The following is a 19,413-nucleotide window of genomic DNA, read 5'->3' on the forward strand; positions in this document are numbered from 1 at the left end:
CGTACGGTGACTGTCCAGCGGTTGTCCGGTGCTGTCCGGGCTTGTCGGGGCGGTGCGTACGGGTAGGGGCGTGGCTGGTACGAGGCGGTACGACGGAGGGGCGGCGCGGGACATGTCGGTGGACGCGGAGGCGGGACGGCTCAGGACGGAGGCGGATGAGCCGGGGTGGGAGGTGGATCCGGACGATGAGTGGGGCGTGGCCGTAGTCGCCACCGTGGGGCGGCAGTTGAAGCTGCGGCGGGAGGCGGTGGGGATGCGGGCCGCGGAGTTCGGGAAGCGGCTCGGGTACGGCGAGGACATGGTGTACAAGATCGAGGGCGGGAAGCGGATCCCCAGGCCCGAGTATCTGGACATGGCCGACGAGGTGTTGGGAGCGGGTGGGTTAATCGCGGCGATGAAGGAGGACGTGGACAAGGTCCGGTACCCCAAGAAGGTGCGGGCTTTGGCGGAGATGGAGGCCAAGGCGGCCGAGATCGGGGTGTATGAGTGCAACATCATCGCGGGACTGTTGCAGACGCCTGACCACGCCCGGCACGTCATCAAGGCAGCGCAGCCGCCCTACTCACTCGACGACGTGGAACGCATGGTGGCCGCTCGTCTGGCTCGGCAGACGGTCTTCGACCGCGACCCTGCGCCGTCGATTCACTTCGTGCTGGAAGAGGCCCCGCTGCGCCGACGAGTCGGAGGCACAATGGTGTGGCGACAGCAGCTCGAACGTCTGCTGGAGGTGGGGCGGTTGCACTTCGTCACGCTTCAGGTCATGCCGACGAACACCGAGGCCCATCCTGGTCTGGACGGCAGGATCGAGTTGTTGAAGTTCCCGGACGGGACGGCCGCAGGTCGTTCTGACGGTGCGTTCAGCGGGCGGCCGATCACTGACCCGAAGCAGCTGCACATCCTTGAGCTGCGGTATGGCACCATCCGGGCGCAGGCGCTCTCGTCACGGGAGTCGCTGGCCTTCATCGAGCAACTGCTGGGAGAAACATGATCCGCAAGGCCTCTGCCCGGGACGCCTCCGAACTGGCGTGGTTCAAGAGCAGTTACAGCGGCGGCACCGACGGCGAGTCCTGCGTTGAGGTCGCCACGACCCCCGGCGCCATCCACGTCCGCGACTCCAAGCACCGCGACGCCAGCCCCCGCCTCGCGCTGGCGCCGCAGGCCTGGGCTGACTTCGTGGCGTACGCGTCGGGGCGCTGACACTCGACTTCAAGCGCCCCGAACGGCTCGTCTATGAAAGGAACTTGTAGCCGCCGAAGCCAGTCGCGATCTTTGTGCGGGAGCCGAAGGAACCCTTCCCGTCTCCGCTGTTGCGCCACAGGTAGCCGCTGCTGTCGCGGGAGACGAGGTCCGGCTTGCCGTCGTCGGTGATGTCGCCGACGCCGACGACGGCGTTGTAGGCGCTGCCCCAGTTGGTGAACAGCTTCACGCGGGAGGCGAAGGTGCCGTCGCCCTTGCCGTTGTAGCGGTAGAGGGTGTTGGTCTTGTCCTGGGCGAGCAGGTCCGCCTTGCCGTCGCCGGTGATGTCGCCGACGCCCACGATCTTCTTGTACGTCTTCCAGTTGTCGTAGAGCTTCACGCGGGCGGCGAGCTTGCCCGTGCTGGTGCCCTTGTAGAGGTAGACGGCGCCGGTGGAGGCGTTGCGGGCCAGCAGGTCCGGACGTCCGTCACCGCTGAGGTCACCGGGTGAGGTCAGCACGTCGTACTGGGTCCAGCCGCTGGTGGCGAGGGCGGTGTACGACGTCGACGGCTTGACCGCCGAGCCGCAGCCCGGCTTGTAGAGGCGCAGGGCGCCGCTGCTGTAGCGGACGAGGACGTCGTTGCACCGGTCGCCGCTCAGGTCACCGAAGGGGACGGCCTTGATGGTGGTGGGCCAGCCGGTGCCGTTGACCTTGCCGGAGAACGTTCCGGTGGTGTGCTTGCCCAGCTGGTAGGTCAGCGTGCCGGACGTGTTGAGGGTGAGCAGGTCGCCTGTGCCGTCGGGAGTGGCCGACGGGCCGCTGAAGTCCCGGCCGACCGCCGCGCCGCCGGTGACGGAGACGGTTCGGGAGGCCAGCTGCACGGCCTGGGCCGCGCCCTCCTGGACGGCGCTCAGCCTCCAGGTCAGAGGGCCGTTGGGAGCGAGACCCCCGGATGTCGTACGGCCGTTCCAGCTCGCCGTGACCTTCAGGTCGCCGGTCGTGCTGCCGAGGGTACGGAGCGTCCTGCCCGCTCGGTCGGTGATCGTCACCGACCAGGACGAGACGGGCCTGCTGAGCGTCCAGGTGGGCGCCCAGGCGGCGGAGGATGCGGTGGTGCCCTTGAGGGCGACGGTGCCCGGGACGGAGGAGTTGGTGACGGCGAGTGCCGGCCACGCGGTGCGGGAGCCGTACAGTCGCCCGTTGGCGCTGCCGCTCGCGGTGCCGGACCAGACGGCGGTCGCGGTGCCGTCGGCCCCGACGCTGAGTCGGCCGAAGACGTTGCCGCTCGCGGAACCGGGTATCTGAGCGGCGGCCGTCCACGTCCCGTCACTGCGCGCGGCTTCCATCAGCACGCGCCCACTGCCGCTCGTCTGCGGCCAGAGCACCCGTATGGTGCCGTCGTCGCCGATGGCGGTGTCGTACGACTCGGGAACGTACGACGTGGACAGGGTCCGAACGGCCGACCAGGTGCCGGTGTCCGCCTCGCGGGTGGCCGTGCGGGTGCCGAACGTAGTGGTCCAGTCGACCCAGACGAGGGTGACGTCGCCGTCCGGGGCGATGAGCGGCTCGGGTGTGCTGACGAGGTTGTCCGTGCCGGCCACGGTCTCGGGGGAGGACCAGGTGCCGTCCTCGGCCCGGGTGGCGGTGCGGATGGTCTGCGGTACCGACTCGTCGACGCGGCCCTGCCAGACGAGGGTCACCGAACCGTCGTCGGCCGCCGCGATCTCCGGTTCGCTGAGCGACTGGTAGGTGCCGCTTGCCGCGACGGGCGCGGTCCACTCCGTGGTACCGGCCTTCCGGGACACGGTCCGGATCTGGGACGTCTCACCGAGGAACTGCCGGTAGGCGACGACGGTCGTGCCATCGGGCGTGACGGCCACGCTCGGTGAGTGAGCCGCGAGGGCGCCGTCCGCGGCTGCGGTGCTGAGCTGCACGGGTGCTGACCAGGTGCCGTCGGCGCCGCGGGTGGCGGTGCTGACTTCCCACTTGGACGCGGCGTTGGCACGGGTCCCCCAGACCGCGGTGAGGGTGCCGTCGGGGGCCTCGGCGAGATCGATGCCGCCGTCCGACCAACCCTCGTCGGTGCCGATCAGCTCGACGGGCTTGGACCAGGCGGACTTGTCGGCCGCGAGGACGGAGCTGACGATCCGGATGTTGTTGACGCCCGAGCCGGGCGAGGTCTCGTTCGGGAACTCCACCCAGAGAGCGGTCACGGTGCCGTCCGAGGAAGCGTGCAGGGCGACCCTCCCGGCCTCGGTCGGGGTGGTCGCCAGGAGGGTCGGAGTTCCCCAGGCGGAGCCGTCGGCGGCGCGCACCGCGGCGTACAGCGTGCGTTCGTTTCCGGTTGGGCCCGTGAACTGGTTCCACACGGCCACGGCGGAGCCGTCGGCCGCGGTGACCACCTCGCGTACGGAGGTGTTGACGTCGGTACCGGTGATGGCGGTGGCGGTGCCCCAGGGGGCGATCGGAGCCGCGGCGGCGGTGCCCGGAAGAACCGTGCTACCGGTCATGGCGAGTGCAGCCGAAGAGATCGCGACCGCGAGACGGCGGCGCGACAGGGCGAATCTGCCCACGTGAGGTTCCCTCCCCGCGAGGGCCCCTCGCCCTCGAACAAGTGGCCGGATACTACCAGCGGTTGATCATGGCGCAGGGAGTCAGTGGCGGTCCGTGGAGCCGGAGAGTTTGCGGGTGCGGCGGCGGAGGGCCGGGCCGAGGCGGACCAGGACGCGCTTTTCCATGCCCGTTACGCGGCGTTCGAGGGCGGCGAGTTGCTTGCGGGTGGCTTCCAGCTGCTGGACGGTGGCGTCGAGCCGGTCGGCCGTCTGCGCGGCCCGCTTCTCGGCGGCGGTCAGCTTGGCCCGGAGTTCGGCGTTCTTCTTGGTGGCCGCCGTGAGCTTCGTGGTGAGCTTGTCCTCGGAGACGGTGATCAGCTCGCGCAGCCGGCTGACGCGGTAGCGCATCCGGCCGTCCTCGGTGCCGTCCCAGACCTCCATGGAGGCGGGCAGGTCCAGGGAGGCGACGCGGGCCTCGTAGGCGGCACCGCCGTCGCCGTGCTGGTAGGCGTTGTCCAGGCCGTTGCGGGTGAGGAAGGCGGTGATGCGCTCGAACCGCTCCGCGTGCCCCTTGACCATGGCCGAGAAGTCGGCGGCCTCGTACAGGTCGCGCGGGTCGGTGTCGGCGGGCAGCGTGGAGAGCGGGCGGTGCGGGATGCCGAAGTACCGGCACAGCTCCAGGGTGCGCGAGTCGTGGGTGAGGACGACGGCGGGCGTACCGGCCAGCAGGGCGGCGATGTTGCCGTGGATGCGGGTGCCGTAGGCGAAGTCGTAGCCGCGCAGCTCGTCGATCCAGGTCGCCGCGTCCAGCGGCATGCGCACCTTGTTCTCGCGCAGCAGGGCGTGGCTGAGCTGGAGCGGGAAGGCGTCCTCGAAGCCCGACTCGGGCGTGGTGTCGCCCCACAGCAGCAGTTCGGCGTCGACGAGGTTCTGCGCGTAGTAGGTCAGGTTCGGATAGTGCGCGTGGGCGTGGGCGGCTATCCCGGCGACGGGGCCGACGGGTATCGCGTTCGGGGAGAGGTTGATCGCCAGACGCGAGCCGGCGGTGATCTCCGTGGCGCGGATCTCCGGAAACCTGTCGCCGTACAGGAACATCGACGGGCAGCCCATGATGTCGATGCCGTCGTCCGGGACGCCGTGGTCCCTCAGGTAGCTCGCGGTCAGCTCGCCGCGGACGCCGATGGAGGCGGACCGGTCGAGGACGGCCCGCGCGAAGCGCTTCACGGAGGCTTCCATCGGCTTGAGTATCTCGGTCGCGTAGTCGTCGGTGGCCTGGGCGCCGACGCCGAACACCACCACGGGGATAGTCAGCTGCTCGATCAGCGTGGAGAGCCGGTCCAGGGATCCCTGGAACTGCGGGCGGAAGGCGTTGGCGAGCGGGACGACGAAGACGTCGTACTGCTCGTTGATCTCCGCGGCGCGCTCGGCGGAGGGGTTGGTGCGGATGCCGTTGGAGGTGACCTCGGTGTCCGGCGTCGTCAGCATCTTGTGCGCGGAGTCGCTGAAGAGCAGATTGCCGGTGTTCGTCCCGATGAGGTCCTGGTGGATGAACTCCGTGGGACTGGCGACCCGGAAAGGGCTCTTGCCGGAGCGGATCAGGATGCGCTTCACGACGTTCCTTGATGCTGAGGGTCGCCAATGAGGCGAACGGTGACACTTAATGAATCGAACACTATCCGTACGTAAACGAATAGTGAAGGACTTGTCACCGTTCGCCCGAGGGGGTCCGTCAGCGGGCCACGTACTGGGTCAGGATGGCCTGGACCTCGTAGATGTCGACGCCCTTGGTGAAGGTCTTGGTGATGGGGAGCTGGGCGCCGGAGACCCAGATCTTCAGCTCGGCGTCGAGGTCGAAGGTGCCGGCCGTCTCCACCGCGAAGTGCGTGATGCTGCGGTAGGGGATGGAGTGGTACTCCGTCTTCTTGCCGGTGATGCCCTGCTTGTCGACCAGGATCAGGCGGCGGTCGGTCAGCAGGATGGTGTCGCGGACCAGCAGGTAGGCGGCGTGCACCTGCTCACCCTGACCCAGCAGCCGGGCGTAGTCCTGCGCGGCCTGCGCCGGGTCGATCGGGTGTGCGTTGCCGAAAAGAGCCATGAGAGGACCCCCCACTCGAATGTCACACGGCCTTGACCGGCGATGTGATCTTGGCCAGATATATCTGGTGAGTGAGGGGTCCGAGAAGGGCTGTTACGCGGCTGTGTCCCCGCCGAAGCGTTCCTTGTACGTCTGCAGGTCCTCGTCCGTGAGCTTGGCGAACAGCACCGGCGGGACCGTGAAGGGCGTGCCGGCCGGGACGGAGGTCAGGGACTTCGCCTCGTCCGCCGAGACCCAGGCGGCGGTGTCGTCGGCGAGCGCGAAGGCCTGGCGCATGGCCGCCGAGGTCGCCGGGATGAAGGGCTCCGAGACCACCGCGTACAGGTGGATCAGGTTCATCGCGGTACGCAGCGTCAGGGCCGCGGCGTCCTTGTCGGTCTTGATCTCCAGCCAGGGGGCCTTCTCCTCCAGGTAGGAGTTGCCCGCCGACCACAGCGCGCGCAGCGCGGCCGCGGCCTTGCGGAACTGGAGGGCCTCCATCTGCTGCTCGTACTCCGCGAGCAGGCGGGCGATCTCCTCGCCGAGGCGGGCCTCCGCCTCGCCGGGCTCGCCGCCGGCCGGGACGTCCTCGCCGAAGCGCTTCTTGGAGAAGGACAGCACGCGGTTGACGAAATTGCCCAGGGTGTCGGCCAGGTCCTTGTTCACCGTCGCCGTGAAGTGCTCCCAGGTGAAGGACGAGTCGTCCGACTCCGGGGCATTGGCGATCAGGAAGTAGCGCCAGTAGTCGGCGGGGAGGATGTCCAGGGCCTGGTCGGTGAAGACGCCGCGCTTCTGGCTCGTGGAGAACTTGCCGCCGTAGTACGTCAGCCAGTTGAACGCCTTGACGTAGTCGACCTTCTTCCACGGCTCGCGCACGCCCAGCTCGGTGGCCGGGAACATCACCGTGTGGAACGGGACGTTGTCCTTCGCCATGAACTCGGTGTAGCGGACGGTGTCGTCCGCCTCGTACCACCAGGACTTCCAGTCCCGGGTCTCCCCGGCGGGGGCCGCGTCCGCCCACTCCTTCGTCGCGCCGATGTACTCGATCGGGGCGTCGAACCAGACGTAGAAGACCTTGCCCTCCGCCGCCAGCTCCGGCCAGGTGTCGGCCGGGACGGGGACGCCCCAGTCCAGGTCACGGGTGATGGCGCGGTCGAGCAGGCCCTCGTTCAGCCACTTGCGGGCGATGGAGGAGGCGAGCTGGGGCCAGTCGTCCTCGTGGCGGGCGACCCACTCCTCGACCTCGTGCTGGAGCTTGGACTGCAGGAGGAAGAGGTGCTTGGTCTCGCGGACCTCCAGGTCGGTGGAGCCGGAGATCGCCGAGCGCGGGTTGATCAGGTCGGTGGGGTCCAGGACGCGGGTGCAGTTCTCGCACTGGTCGCCGCGGGCCTTGTCGTAGCCGCAGTGGGGGCAGGTGCCCTCGACGTAGCGGTCCGGGAGGAAGCGGCCGTCGGTGGGGCTGTACACCTGGCGGATGGCGCGCTCTTCGATGAAGCCGTTCTCGTTCAGGCGGCGGGCGAAGTGCTGGGTGATCTCCACGTTCTGCGGGCTGGAGCTGCGGCCGAAGTAGTCGAAGGCCAGCGCGAAGCCGTCGTAGACCGCCTTCTGCGCGTCGTGCGCCTGCGCGCAGAACTCGGCCACCGGCAGGCCCTGCTCCTTCGCGGCCAGTTCGGCGGGGGTGCCGTGCTCGTCGGTGGCGCAGATGTACAGGACGTCGTGGCCGCGCTGGCGGAGGTACCGGGCGTACACGTCCGCCGGGAGCATGGACCCCACCATGTTGCCCAGGTGCTTGATCCCGTTGATGTAGGGAAGGGCGCTGGTGATGAGGTGTCGAGCCATGGTTTGGCTGCTCCCGGGTCGGTTGTTTTTCGAACCTTGAAATCGTAGCCGACACGGGTGGGCCGCCCGCTTCCCGTTTTGAGGGGTGGGAAGGGGGCGGCCGTCGTCTTTTCGGGTTCGGTTTCTTCGGCTTCGGTTACGGCTTCCAGTTCGCGAGTACGCCGGTGTAGAGCTCGGTGTCGGTGAGCTCGCGGGGGGTGGGGCCCGCGTGGAAGAAGGACGTGTTGCCGGTCTTCAGTTTGCGGAGGTAGTCGAAGGCCTTGTTGTCGTGCTCCCCGAAGGCGACGAAGGCGAAGTGGATGTGGGGGTGGTTCTTCGCGGCGTCGGTGAGGGCCTGGGTGGCGGGGGTCTTCGCGTCCGGGGCGCCGTCGGTCTGGAAGATCACGAGGGCGGGGGTGGCGGGGGTGGCGGGGGTGTCCGGGGTGCCGGAGGTGTCAACGGTGTCGGCGGTCGTCTTCTGGTGGTGGGTGACGACTTCCTCCACCGCTACGTGGTAGCTGGTGCGGCCCATGCGGCCCAGGGCCGCGTGCAGCTCGTCGATCTTGTTCTCGTGGTCGGTGAGGGTGAGTTCGCCGGTGCCGTCGAGTTCGGTGGAGAAGAAGGTGACGTGGACCGTGGCCTCGGGGTCGAGGTGGGCGGCGAGGGCGAGGGTCTGCTCGGCGAGGGCCTGGGCGGAGCCGTCCTTGTAGTACGGGCGCATGGAGGCGGAGCGGTCGAGGACGAGGTGGACCTTGGCTCGGGTGCCGGTGAGGTTGTTCTTCTTGAGGGTGGTGGTGGCTGCCTTGTAGGCGGTGGCCAGGCTGGGGGCGGTGGTCTTCAGGTGGGTGAGGGTGGTGGCGGGGGCCGGCGGGGTGGGCTCCGGTTCGGCCTCGGCTTCGCCTTCGGCCGGGTTGTTCCCACCCGCACCACCCGTGCGGGTCTCGTTGTCAGGTGCGGGTGGCCCCTGTGGGGCGTCCTCGCCGTCGGCGGCCGCGGGTTCCTCCGCCACCTGCTCCGACTCCGCGACCGGCTCCGCCGCTACGACTGGCTTGGGCTCCTCGTCTGCGACGGGCTTCGCCGTCTCCGCCTTCGGCTCGGGCGTCTCGGCCGCTGCCTCGGGCTCAGGCTCGGTCACCGGCTCGGGCGTCTTGGTCACCGGCTCGGGCGTCTCCGCTTCCGCCACCGGCGCAGCCTCGGTCACCGGCTCGGGCGTCTCGGCTTCCGCCACCGGCTCAGCCTCGGGCGTCTCCGCTTCCGCCACCGGCTCAGCCTCGGTCACCGGCTCGGGCGTCTCCGCTTCCGCCACCGGCTCAGCCTCGGTCACCGGCTCGGGCGTCTCCGCCTCCGCCACCGGCTCGAGCTCGATCACCACCACCGGCTTCTCCGGCGCCGGCTCCGGCTCTGCCGTCTCCGACGTGGTCGTCTGCTTCGGGACCGTGACGTTGTCGAAGGCCGCCGCTACCAGGTCGTGCTCGTCGTCCGTTGCCGGGCGGGGCTCCGGGACCTGGGTGGTGGGGGCAGCCGCCGGTGCCGGGGTCGGGGTGGGGTCGGCCGCCGGGGTCGGCGCAGGCTGCGTCGGCACGGTCGGCTTTGTCCCTTCCGCACCCTCTGCCTCGGCCGTGCGTCCCTTGCGGGAGCGGCCCAATGCGTTCCGCAGGAGAGTGAGAATGCCCATGTGCGCAACCCTTCGGATGAGTTGTAGCCCGTCAATCCCTGGCCAGGACGGACACGTAAGGTTAGCCGCCCCCGGCGATGATCTTCGGCTGCCCTCCCCCGAGTCACGTCGCTCGTGTCAACCGAGCGACCGATACCTCCAGTTCACGCGTCGTTCATCGCTCGTCCCCGCGTTCGCACAAACGCCCACCTACCGTCCGTCACGCTGGATCCAAGGGGAAGCAAGGGGAGAACAACGTGCGCATTCCGCTGCCGCTCATCAGGACGAACGGTTCCCATCCCGGCGGTCGTTCCGCCATGACCTGCCGTTTCCGGTGTGGTGACGCCTGTTTCCACGAGGTGCCCAACACCACCGCCAACCCGTACGTCGGCGACGTCATCGCCGGCGCCCTGAGCCGCCGTAGCGTGATGCGTGCCGCCGCCGTCGTGACCGCCGCGGCCGCCGCCGGTACCGCCGTCACCGTCGCTGCCGCGCCCGCCGCCGAGGCCGCACCCGCCGGCACGGGCAAGCCCGGCACCGCCAAGGGTGCCCGGGGTCTGCGCTTCACGGCCGTCGCGCCCAACACCGCCGACGCCGTCACCGTGCCCGAGGGCTACGGCCAGAACGTCGTCATCCGCTGGGGTGAGCCGATTCTGCGCGGCGCGCCCGCCTTCGACCCGGAGAAGCAGACCGCCCGGGCGCAGGCCCAGCAGTTCGGCTACAACTGCGACTACCTCGCCCTGCTGCCGCTGCCCGGCGAGTACAACCGGCAGATCCTCGTCGCCAACCACGAGTACACCGACGAGATCCTGATGTTCCGCGGCTACGACGCCGCCAACCCCACCCGCGAGCAGGTCGAGATCGCCTGGGCCGCGCACGGGCTGTCCGCCGTCGTGGTGGAGGGGAACAAGAAGAACGGGCAGCTCAAGCCCGTTCCCCGGCACCCCCTCAACCGGCGGATCACCGCCACCACCGAGTTCCGGATCACCGGCCCCGCCGCCGGGTCCGACCTGCTGAAGACCTCCGCCGACCCGTCCGGCACCAAGGTCCTGGGCACCCTCAACAACTGCGCCGGCGGCACCACCCCGTGGGGCACCACGCTGCACGGCGAGGAGAACTTCAACCAGTACTTCGCCAACAGCAGCCGGGCCACCGACAAGCGGTACGGCATCGGCACCGGCGCCACCGAGCGCAAGTGGGAACTGTTCGACAAGCGCTTCGACGTGGCCCAGGAGCCCAACGAGGTGCACCGCTTCGGCTATGTCGTCGAGCTCGACCCGTACGACCCGCACTCCACGCCGCGCAAGCACACCGCGCTCGGCCGCTTCAAGCACGAGGGCGCCACCGTGCGGCTCACGCACGACGGCCGTCCCGTCGTCTACAGCGGTGACGACGAGCGGTTCGACTACTTCTACAAGTTCGTCGGCACCAAGCGGATGAAGAAGGGTGCCGGCCGCGCGGTGCGCGAGCACAATCTCTCGCTGCTCGACGAGGGAACCCTCTACGTCGCCAAGCTCACCGGTGACTCGCCCGCCATCGAGATCGACGGCACCGGCAAGCTCCCGGCCGACGGTGAGTTCGACGGCTCCGGCGAGTGGATTCCGCTGGCCACCGCCACCGCCAAGGGCGCCGTCAGCCACGTCGAGGGCATGACCGCCGAGGAGGTGTTCGTCTTCACCCGGCTCGCCGGTGACAAGGTCGGCGCCACCAAGATGGACCGGCCCGAGGACGTCGAGCCCAACCCGCACACCGGCAAGGTGTACATCGCCCTCACCAACAACTCCAACCGCGGCAAGGCCGGCTACGCCGCCGCCGACGAGGCCAACCCGCGCAACAGCAACAAGCACGGCCAGATCCTGGAGCTGACCGAGCGCTGGAACCGCGCCGACAGCACCCGGTTCGCGTGGAGCCTGTTCCTGGTCGCCGGTGACCCCAGCGACCCGGCGACCTACTTCGCGGGCTTCCCGAAGGACCAGGTCAGCCCGATCTCCTGCCCGGACAACGTCGCCTTCGACCCGTACGGCAACCTGTGGATCTCCACCGACGGCGCCCAGCTGGGCTCGCACGACGGCCTGTTCGGTGTCGCCACGCGCGGCGACCGGCGCGGTGAGCTCAAGCAGTTCCTGACCGTGCCGAAGGGCGCCGAGACCTGCGGTCCGATCGTCCAGGACCGCCGCGTCCTGGTCGCCGTGCAGCACCCGGGCGAGATCGACGGCGCGACGGTCGAGACCCCGGCCTCCACCTGGCCCGACGGGCCCGGCACCTACGTCCGCCCGTCCGTGGTGGCCGTGTGGCGCAAGGACGGCCGCGACATCGGCGTCTGACCCGCACAGGTGAGCGGGTGAGCCGGGGCCGGGCCCGGACCGGCGCGGCGGCGGCCGCGTCCGTCCGTGCCCGGCCGCTCAGCGCGGGGTGGCGATGGCTCTGGCCGCCGCCACTTCCTGCCGCAGCGGCTCCAGCACGCTGCCCGACGGTCCGGTGAGGTCGGTGCGGACCGCGTACAGCACCTCCGCCTGCCGCAGTCCCTCCGACAGCTCCCTCAGCTGCCGGGCGACCTGGACTACCTCCGCCTGCGACGGCGGCACCGCTCCGTGCTTGACCCGGACCCGGGCCGCCGTCGTCGCGTCGACGATCCGTTCCACGGCGACCACCAGCGGCCACCAGGCGGCGGCCCGGCGGCCGGTGGGCGGCGGTTCGGTCAGGGCGCGCTGGAACTCCGTACGGATGACGGACAGATCCCGGTACAGGCCGCGGCGCATCCGCGCGCGGGCGGCCGGGTCGACGGCGTCCGCGCCGAAGGCGCCCTCCACGTAGCGGGCGGTGGCCGCCACCGCCTCCGCGAGCCGGTCGCCGACCCGGGTGTGCCAGCTCTCCGGCCACAGCAGGTACCCGGCGACCAGCGCGATGCCGCAGCCCATCAGCGAGTCCACCAGCCGGGGCAGGAGCAGGGCGGTGCCCTGCTGGTTCAGCGTGTCGGACAGGAGCAGGATCACCGGGGTGATGGCCGCGGTCTGATAGCCGTAGCCGCGCGGCGTGAGGGCCGGGATCAGCGGGGCGAGCAGCAGCATCACCGGCACGTCCCACCAGCCCCGGGGCACCTGCGAGAGCACCGCCGCCGCGACGACCAGTCCGGCGACCGTGCCGAGCGCGCGCAGCAGGGCCCGGGAGAAGACCGAGCCGAAGTCGGGCTTCATCACGAAGGTGATGGTCAGCGCCACCCAGTAGGAGCGCGACACCGGCACGATCGACACCAGCACCTGGGCCACCCCGATGCACAGGGCGAGCCGCAGGCCGTAGCGCCAGGAGGCGGCGGACAGGGCAACGCTGCGGGCGGCGCGGGCGGCCCGGATGCCGAGGGCCGCGGGGCGGCCGAGCCGGTCGTCGATGCCGCGGGGGTCCACGTCGGGGGCGGCGACCACGTCGGCGGCATGGCGCAGGGCGTGGTCGACGGCGCGCCCGGTCTCGGTCGTCGGGACGGGGAGGCTGAGTCCTATCGGGCCGGTGAAGCCGGTCTCCACGGCCTGCGCGAGATGCCGTACCGCTTGGGAGAGTTCGGGGGGCAGGGGCCTGCCGTCCTGGTGGGCGGCGGGGGCGGCCTCCACGATGGGGATCACCGCGTTCAACTGGGCCAGCAAGCGGGTCAGTTCGGGGCTGCGGCCGTGGTGGCGGGTGCGCCGGGCGAGGACGAGGTCGTAGGACTGGTTCAGGGACTGGGTGACGGTGTGCCGCACGGCGTCGTACGACTCCGTCCGGCCCGTCGCCGCCAGCAGATCGGCGACCGTGCGGTACGTGTCCGCCACCGCCGTCCGCTCCGGCACCCCGCCGCGCAGCGGCCAGGCGAGCAGCGCCAGCAGCAGTACGAGCAGCCCGCCGCCGGTCATCAGCACCGGCGCCAGCCACCACGGGCCGGGCATCGGCAGCCCCGCCCCGACCACCGAGTTCAGCAGCAGGAGCAGCCCCGACACGGAGGCCACCGCGCCGATCGTCGAGATCATCCCGGAGACCAGCGCGACAGCCGTCACGGCGGCGACCGCCAGCCACCCGTGCCCGAACACCAGCGCGCCCAGGGTGATGCCGACGGCGCCGAAGAGCTGCGGTACGGCGATGTTGAGGAGCCGCATGCGGTAGGCGTCGGCGGTGTCCCCGATCACCCCGGACAGCGCACCCATGGAGGCGAGCGCCCCGTACGCCGGTTCGCCGGCGGCGAGTCCGACGGCGAGCGGCAGCGCCATCGCGACGGCCGCCCGTGCCACGGCCGCCCGGTTGACGGGGGCCGGCTGTGCCTGGAGGTTCCGGACCAGCCAGTCGGGAGGGGTGAGGCCGATGGGGAACTCGCGGGACATGCGCCCATTATGGGCGGACGGCGGGAATCAGCCGGGCCCGTGCGGCGTGACACCGGCGAGCACGGCCCGGTGGTCCTCAAGGACGGGGCGCCGCCGGAGACTGCCTGTACCGGGCGATCAGCCAGGTGGTGAGTGCCACCGCCAGGCCGACGGCGACCAGCAGCCAGGACACCGTGCGCAGGGTCGCGGTGAGCGCGTCGTACACCGCCTCCGCGGCCGGGCGGTGCACGGTGTCGGGCAGGTCGGCCAGGGTCAGCCGGCGGCCCAGGAAGACGGCGAGGGCGAGGAACGCGCCGCCCAGCGCGGTGCCGAGCGCGGTCGCGGTCACCGCGCGACGGCGGCAGGCGGCGACGGCGATCCCGGCGACGGCGAGCAGCGCGGCCGTGACGGGCAGCCAGAATCCGGCGACCTCCACCACGGACAACCCCCGGCGCAGCCGCTCCAGTTCACCGGCGGGGAGCACGGCGATCTCGGTGTGCTCGACCGGGATCCGGTGCGCCAGCGGCACGTGGTCGGCGGCCAGTTGCTGCTTCACCTCGGCGGCGACCGGGGCGAGATCGACCCGCACCTCGCCCTCGCCGCCGTCGCGCACGGCGTGCAGGACCGCGTCGTGGACGGCCCGGTTGCCGCTGTCCCAGGCGGCGCGGAAGGCGGCGGTGCCGGTGAAGGACCGCACCGCGTCGTGCACGAAGGGCCGCATCGGCGCCCCGGCGTCCGTCTCCCGCACGATCCCGTCACCCACCGTGTCCGCGACCGCGTCCCGCACGGCCGGGTCGGCGGCCAGCGGTGCCATCGCGGTGACGTACCGGCCGGTGTCGGCGAGCCCGTACGACACCCAGGCGGCCAGCGCGCCGAACGGCACCAGGAGGCAGGCCAGCGCGATCAGCGCGGCCGAGAGGGCGTTGTGCAGCCGGGAGGACACGCCTTCAGGCAAGCCGGACGGGGCCGGGCCCGCCAGCGGTGAGCGGCCGTCCGGCCGAGCGGTCCGACCCCTTGGGGGAACTGGGCTCCCGGCTCTCCGGTGGAGGGTTCACCCGAACGGGTGTTTCCTGGTGCTGGGGAGAAGGAGGCGATCATGCGCACCACTCCGGCCCTGCGGACCCTGGCCGTGGCCCTGCTCACCGGCGGCTCCCTGATCGCCGCCACAGCGGGCGCGACGGCAGCCGCGGCAGCACCGCCCAGCTACGCCGACGGACACGGCGGTGGCGGCCATGGCGGTCCGATCTGGGGCACCGTCGTTTCCCACACGAAGCTCAACGTCAGGCTGGAACCGACCGTTCACTCGCCCGTCGTGGACCGGCTCCCGCCGGGCAGCCAGGACCGCGTGGAGTGCAAGGTCCGCGGCCAGAGCGTCAACGGCAACCCGCATTGGTACTGGCTGGAGGGCGCCCAGGGCTGGGCCAGCGCCGCCTTCGTCGACACCGGCGGGGCACGGGTGCCGAACTGCGCGGACCCCTGTCCGGTATGGAAGGACGGGTCCTGGACCAACTGGGAGGACCCGTACGTCAACGACTCCTGGAGCGCGTCCGGCTCGTGGAGCGCGTCCGGCTCGTGGAGCTGGAGCGCCTCCGGATCGTCGTCCAGCGGCTGGAGCCTGCTGGGCGGCTGGTGAGGGGAAGGTGAGGGAGCGCGTGGGCCCCGGCAGCAGTGCCGGGGCCCACGCGTGGGGGTCAGCGGGGCAGTGGATTGCCCTCGCCGTCCTCGTGCGTGTAGTAGCGGTAGAAGAACACCGCGAAGACTCCCGCCGTGACCAGCAGGCTCATCGTCACGGACCTGAGGACCGTGGCGCCGGCCTGGCTGTACAGGAAGCCGAAGGCCGCGCCCGCGAAGGCGGACTTCGTCAGCGAGTGCAGCTCCCTCTTCAGCCTGGGCGCCAGCACGGCCACCGCGATGCACAGCACCATGAACGTGATCGCGGTGGTGAAGCCGAACAGGATGTTCCAGCCGGTGATCTCACCGCCGTCGCGCCGGTTGGCCGCGGCCCAGTAGCCGTAGACCAGACCGAGGACGACCGGGATGCCGAACCGCGCGAGGGTGTGGGTGCGCTCGCTGAGGACGTCGGATGTGACCGTCACCCCGGTCGTTCGCCGGCCGGGTCTGGGTGCCGCATGAGCCATGGGAGCACCTCCTCCTTGGGGTCTTGTCCGCCCCCGGCTTCCAGAGCACACCCGAGGCGGGGAGCCTGGCAACTCGAAGATGCGGTGCGTACGGCCGCGTGTTTCGCTGGCGGCATGAGCGGGCGCGGACTGAGACCGGTGAGCGGTCCCCCGGCTCGCCCCCGGAGGCTTGTGGCCACCGCGTCCCCGGACCGTATCCAGCGGCACCAGATCCTGCGGGTGGGCGGCCGGAGCGTGACCTGGGTGCCGCCGCTGCTGCTGCTCGTCGCGATCGTCGCGACCGACTGGAACACCGCCCGGGACTTCCGGATCATCTCCTGGGTGGTCCTCGTCCCGGGTATCGCCGCGGCGATCTGCGGGGTGTGGGGCACCGCCGCGTTCGCGGTGCTCACCACGACCACCTACTTCGTCGCGGACAGCACCTGGCCGCAGGAGTTCCAGGCCGGGCTCGCCGACTTCCTGCTCTGCGCGATCGGCGGCGTCCTGGCCACGCTGGCCTGCGCCGTCCGGGTGCGCGGCGAGCGGCGGATGCTGCACATGCGGGACGTCACCGACACCATCCGCCGTACCGTGCTGCGTCCGCTGCCGCCGGGCTGGGGCGGCCTGGACCACGCCGCCGTCTATCTCACGGCCGACGTCGAGGCGGCGGTGGGCGGCGACTTCTACGACATCCAGCCCGGCCCGCACGGCACCCGCGTCCTCCTCGGTGACGTCCAGGGCAAGGGGCTCGGCGCGGTGGAGGCGGCCGCGGCCCTGCTCGGCACCTTCCGCGAGTCCGCGTACCACGAGCCGGACCTCGCCACCGTCGCCGAACGCCTGGAGATCCGTATGGTCCGGCACGCCGCCCACTGCGCGGCCCTCGGCCGGGAGGACGCCGACCGCTTCGCCACCGCCGTCCTGCTGAGCTTCCCCGCCGACGACCCCGGCACCCTGGAATCGGTCGTCTTCGGCCATGACCCGCCCCTGGTCGCGGGCCCCTCGGGGGTCCGGCAACTGCCCCCGGGCGAGGCCCTTCCGCTGGGCCTGGGTGAACTGACCCGCCCCGCGGGCCCGCCCCCGGTGCTCCGCTGCGCCCTGGCCCCCGGCGAGACGGTGCTGCTGACCACCGACGGCGTCACCGAGGCCCGGGACGCCACCGGCGCCTTCTACCCGCTCGCCGACGAGGTCGCCCGCGCCGTGGCCGCCGACCCCCGCCTCACCGACCCGCACCTGCTGGTCGCCTTCGTCCGCGACGGCACCCTGCGCCACTGCGGCGGCCTGCTGGCCGATGACACCACGGTGTTCGCCGTACGACGGGCGGGGTGAAAGCCCGTTACGGTGCTGCCGTACGTGATCGACGGGGGATGGGGAGGGACCGATGCCCGGAACCGTGCTGCTGCTCGCCGCCGCCCCGGCGGGCAAGGGCTGTCTGGTGGACGCGGCGTCCGTGCTCCCCGTCCTCGCGGCGGTACCGCCCGCGGTGCTCGCGGGCACGGACACGGCGAACGTCGTCGAACTCGCCGACCCCCTCGAACCGCAGGCCGTGCTGACCCGGCTGCGCGCCGCCGCCGCGGCTCCCGGTCCGCTCACCGTGTTCCTCACCGGCCAGCTCCAACTGGACCGCAGGCAACGGCTGGTGCACCTGGCGCTGGCCCGCACGACCGCGTCGACCGTGCGCTACACGGCCCTGCCCTGGCACTGGATCCGGGAGGAGCTGCGGCTGCGCGCGCCCGGCAGCACCAGCCTGGTGCTCGATCTGCACGCGGACGCGGCGGCCTGGGAGCTGCTGCGGACCCAGCCGCTGGACTGCGGGCGCACCAGCGCGGTCTACGGCCGGATCGCGCCGCCCCCGCGGCGGCGGACGGTGGCGGCACCCTCGTACATGAAGGCGGTCGCCACGATTCTGCGCAGCGGCCGGCGGCCGGAGCTGGCGCAGCTGCATCAGCAGGCGTGGGCGCGGGTGGGCCCGGAGGGGTACGGGGACCTCGTCCTCGGGGCCGTCGGCGCCCCCGCGCCGGACCCCCACTCCGTCATCACCGAGGCCGTGAACGCCGGCCGGCACGGTGACGCCGACGCGCTCGCCGCCCACCATGAGCGCAGCGCCGTGCGCGCCCACGGGCCGGGCTCGCCCGAGGCCCTGCACTGGGCCGAAGTCCGGGCCGATCTGGCGATGTTCGCCGGGGACGCCGTCCGCAGCTGCCGTGCCTGGCTCCAGGTGGCGTCCGCCCGGCTGGCCGCGGGGCAGTCGGCGGCGGACCCGGACGTCGAGTCCGCCGTGGACCGGGCCCACCACCAGTGGGGCCGCATCGACGACCCGGCGCTCGCCCGTGAACTGGGGCCCGCGCTGGCCGAGTTGCGGACCCGGGTGCCGGGACAGCGGCAGGGCGCGCTGGACCACGTCCAGCGGCAGCTGCAGCGGCTCGGCTCGTGAAGATGAACCTGAAGATGAAGTAGTCACGCCACCGACAAGAAGGACAGCGCCCCCGACACCAGGGTCCGCACCCCCGTCGGCACCGTGGCCAGGTCGGGGGCGAAGAGCGGGCTGTGGTTGCTCGGCACCGACTCCGAGCGGGCCGGCACATCGTCGCCGGGTGCCGCGTCCCAGAGCGCGGGCGGGGTGCTCGTCACGAACCAGTAGGAGTACGGCAGCTCGCCCACGGCCAGGTGCGAGAAGTCCTCGCTGCCCATCGCCGGGCCGGGGTCGAACACGGCGTCGGCGCCGAAGACCTCGCGGTGCGCCGCGGCCACCCGGTGGTCGGTGTCGGCGTCGTTGACGGTCACGGCGAACGTCCCGCTCACCGTCACCTCCGGCTCGCGCGGGCAGCCGGCGGCCAGGCACTCCCCGGCCGCCATCCGCCGGATCGCCGCGAGCATCCGGTCCCGGACGGCCTCGGACTGCGTCCGCAGATTGAGGGAGATGCGGGCGGTGGCCGGGATGACGTTGGCCGCCGTACCGGCCTCGATCCGCCCGACGGTCAGCACGGCCTGCTCCCGCGGGGCCATCTCCCGGCTGACCACGGACTGCAGGCGCGTGACGAGGAACGCGGCCGTCACCACCGGATCGACCGTCGTCTCGGGCCGCGAGCCGTGCCCGCCCCGCCCGTGCACCACGATCTCCACATCCGTCGTCGCCGACATGATCAGCCCTGGCACATGCGCGATCCCGCCCACCGGACCCGGCGCCACATGCTGGCCGAGCAGCACGTCGGGACGGGGGAACCGGTCGTAGAGCCCGTCCGCCACCATCGCCGCCGCCCCGCCGCCGTACTCCTCCGCGGGCTGCCCCACCATCAGCAGCGTCCCCGACCAGGCGTCCCGCCCCGCCGCCAGCGCCTCGGCGGCCCCGGCCAGCCAGGTGACGTGCAGGTCGTGCCCGCAGGCGTGCATCACCCCGGGCACGGTGGAGGCGTACGGCAGGCCGGTCTGTTCCTCGACGGGCAGGGCGTCCATGTCGGCGCGCAGCAGGACGGTGGGCCCCTCGCCGTTGCGCAGCAGCCCCACGACGCCGGTACGGCCGATCCCCTCGGCCGTCTCGAACCCCGCCGCGGTCAGCCGCGCCGCGAGCCGGACCGCCGTGCGGTGCTCCCGGAAGGACAGCTCCGGGTGCCGGTGCAGGTCCCGGTAGAAGTCCTCGAGGCCGGTGACGGGGAGATCGGAGGTGAGATCCAGCGCGGCACGAGCGGCGGGGGAGGTCATGG

15 protein-coding genes are annotated in these 19,413 nt (G+C 71.7%); 6 read left to right on the forward strand and 9 right to left on the reverse strand.

Features of this window, described 5'->3' with window-relative positions; genetic code table 11:
* The first annotated feature begins 112 nt into the window (after positions 1-112).
* Complete coding sequence (locus ACFYW5_RS11470) at positions 113-988, forward strand: helix-turn-helix domain-containing protein (protein ID WP_389416719.1); 876 nt, start codon at positions 113-115, stop codon at positions 986-988.
* Positions 985-1,197, forward strand: a complete 213-nt coding sequence (locus ACFYW5_RS11475; RefSeq protein WP_389416720.1) for a DUF397 domain-containing protein — start codon at positions 985-987, stop codon at positions 1,195-1,197. The genes ACFYW5_RS11470 and ACFYW5_RS11475 overlap by 4 nt, the downstream gene beginning before the upstream one ends.
* A gap of 31 nt (positions 1,198-1,228) precedes the next feature.
* Here the strand turns inward: ACFYW5_RS11475 and ACFYW5_RS11480 are convergent, their stop codons facing one another.
* From ACFYW5_RS11480 to ACFYW5_RS11500, 5 genes are all read right to left on the reverse strand, one after another.
* Positions 1,229-3,751 carry an FG-GAP-like repeat-containing protein gene (locus ACFYW5_RS11480; protein ID WP_389416721.1) on the reverse strand — a complete coding sequence of 841 codons (2,523 nt, stop codon included), beginning with the start codon at positions 3,749-3,751 and terminating at the stop codon, positions 1,229-1,231.
* An 81-nt stretch (positions 3,752-3,832) separates the two neighbouring features.
* A complete protein-coding gene (locus tag ACFYW5_RS11485) occupies positions 3,833-5,341 on the reverse strand; it encodes a polysaccharide pyruvyl transferase family protein (protein WP_389416722.1) in 1,509 nt (502 codons plus the stop codon).
* Positions 5,342-5,459: 118 nt separating this feature from the next.
* Positions 5,460-5,825, reverse strand: a complete 366-nt coding sequence (locus ACFYW5_RS11490) for a PH domain-containing protein (protein WP_250077801.1) — start codon at positions 5,823-5,825, stop codon at positions 5,460-5,462.
* Positions 5,826-5,918: 93 nt separating this feature from the next.
* A complete protein-coding gene (gene metG, locus ACFYW5_RS11495) occupies positions 5,919-7,643 on the reverse strand; it encodes a methionine--tRNA ligase (protein WP_389416723.1) in 1,725 nt (574 codons plus the stop codon).
* A gap of 136 nt (positions 7,644-7,779) precedes the next feature.
* Positions 7,780-9,297 (reverse strand): VWA domain-containing protein, encoded by a 1,518-nt coding sequence (locus ACFYW5_RS11500; RefSeq protein WP_389416724.1) that lies wholly within the window; start codon positions 9,295-9,297, stop codon positions 7,780-7,782.
* A 236-nt stretch (positions 9,298-9,533) separates the two neighbouring features.
* Between ACFYW5_RS11500 and ACFYW5_RS11505 the strand changes: the two genes are divergently transcribed.
* Entirely contained in the window at positions 9,534-11,600 is a 2,067-nt protein-coding gene (locus tag ACFYW5_RS11505) for a PhoX family protein (protein ID WP_389416725.1), read from the forward strand.
* Positions 11,601-11,678: 78 nt separating this feature from the next.
* Here the strand turns inward: ACFYW5_RS11505 and ACFYW5_RS11510 are convergent, their stop codons facing one another.
* On the reverse strand, positions 11,679-13,619 hold the full coding sequence (locus ACFYW5_RS11510) for an FUSC family protein (RefSeq protein WP_389416726.1): 1,941 nt from the start codon (positions 13,617-13,619) through the stop codon (positions 11,679-11,681).
* Positions 13,620-13,695: 76 nt separating this feature from the next.
* Complete coding sequence (locus ACFYW5_RS11515) at positions 13,696-14,541, reverse strand: hypothetical protein (RefSeq protein ID WP_389416727.1); 846 nt, start codon at positions 14,539-14,541, stop codon at positions 13,696-13,698.
* A gap of 153 nt (positions 14,542-14,694) precedes the next feature.
* Here ACFYW5_RS11515 and ACFYW5_RS11520 point away from each other — a divergent pair, with 153 nt between their 5' ends.
* Positions 14,695-15,231, forward strand: coding sequence for an SH3 domain-containing protein (locus ACFYW5_RS11520; RefSeq protein ID WP_389416728.1), 537 nt, complete (start codon positions 14,695-14,697; stop codon positions 15,229-15,231).
* Positions 15,232-15,289: 58 nt separating this feature from the next.
* On the opposite strand, the gene ACFYW5_RS11525 is transcribed toward ACFYW5_RS11520, so the two are convergent.
* On the reverse strand, positions 15,290-15,736 hold the full coding sequence (locus ACFYW5_RS11525) for a hypothetical protein (RefSeq protein ID WP_389416729.1): 447 nt from the start codon (positions 15,734-15,736) through the stop codon (positions 15,290-15,292).
* Between the two features lie 114 nt (positions 15,737-15,850).
* Between ACFYW5_RS11525 and ACFYW5_RS11530 the strand changes: the two genes are divergently transcribed.
* Together ACFYW5_RS11530 and ACFYW5_RS11535 are read left to right on the forward strand one after the other, a co-directional pair.
* On the forward strand, positions 15,851-17,041 hold the full coding sequence (locus ACFYW5_RS11530) for a PP2C family protein-serine/threonine phosphatase (protein WP_389416730.1): 1,191 nt from the start codon (positions 15,851-15,853) through the stop codon (positions 17,039-17,041).
* 52 nt (positions 17,042-17,093) lie between these two features.
* A complete protein-coding gene (locus tag ACFYW5_RS11535; RefSeq protein WP_389416731.1) occupies positions 17,094-18,146 on the forward strand; it encodes a hypothetical protein in 1,053 nt (350 codons plus the stop codon).
* A 23-nt stretch (positions 18,147-18,169) separates the two neighbouring features.
* On the opposite strand, the gene ACFYW5_RS11540 is transcribed toward ACFYW5_RS11535, so the two are convergent.
* Positions 18,170-19,411, reverse strand: a complete 1,242-nt coding sequence (locus ACFYW5_RS11540; RefSeq protein WP_389416732.1) for an amidohydrolase — start codon at positions 19,409-19,411, stop codon at positions 18,170-18,172.
* Positions 19,412-19,413 lie beyond the last annotated feature (2 nt).

Source organism: Streptomyces sp. NPDC002779 (assembly GCF_042888685.1).
GTDB lineage: Bacteria > Actinomycetota > Actinomycetes > Streptomycetales > Streptomycetaceae > Streptomyces.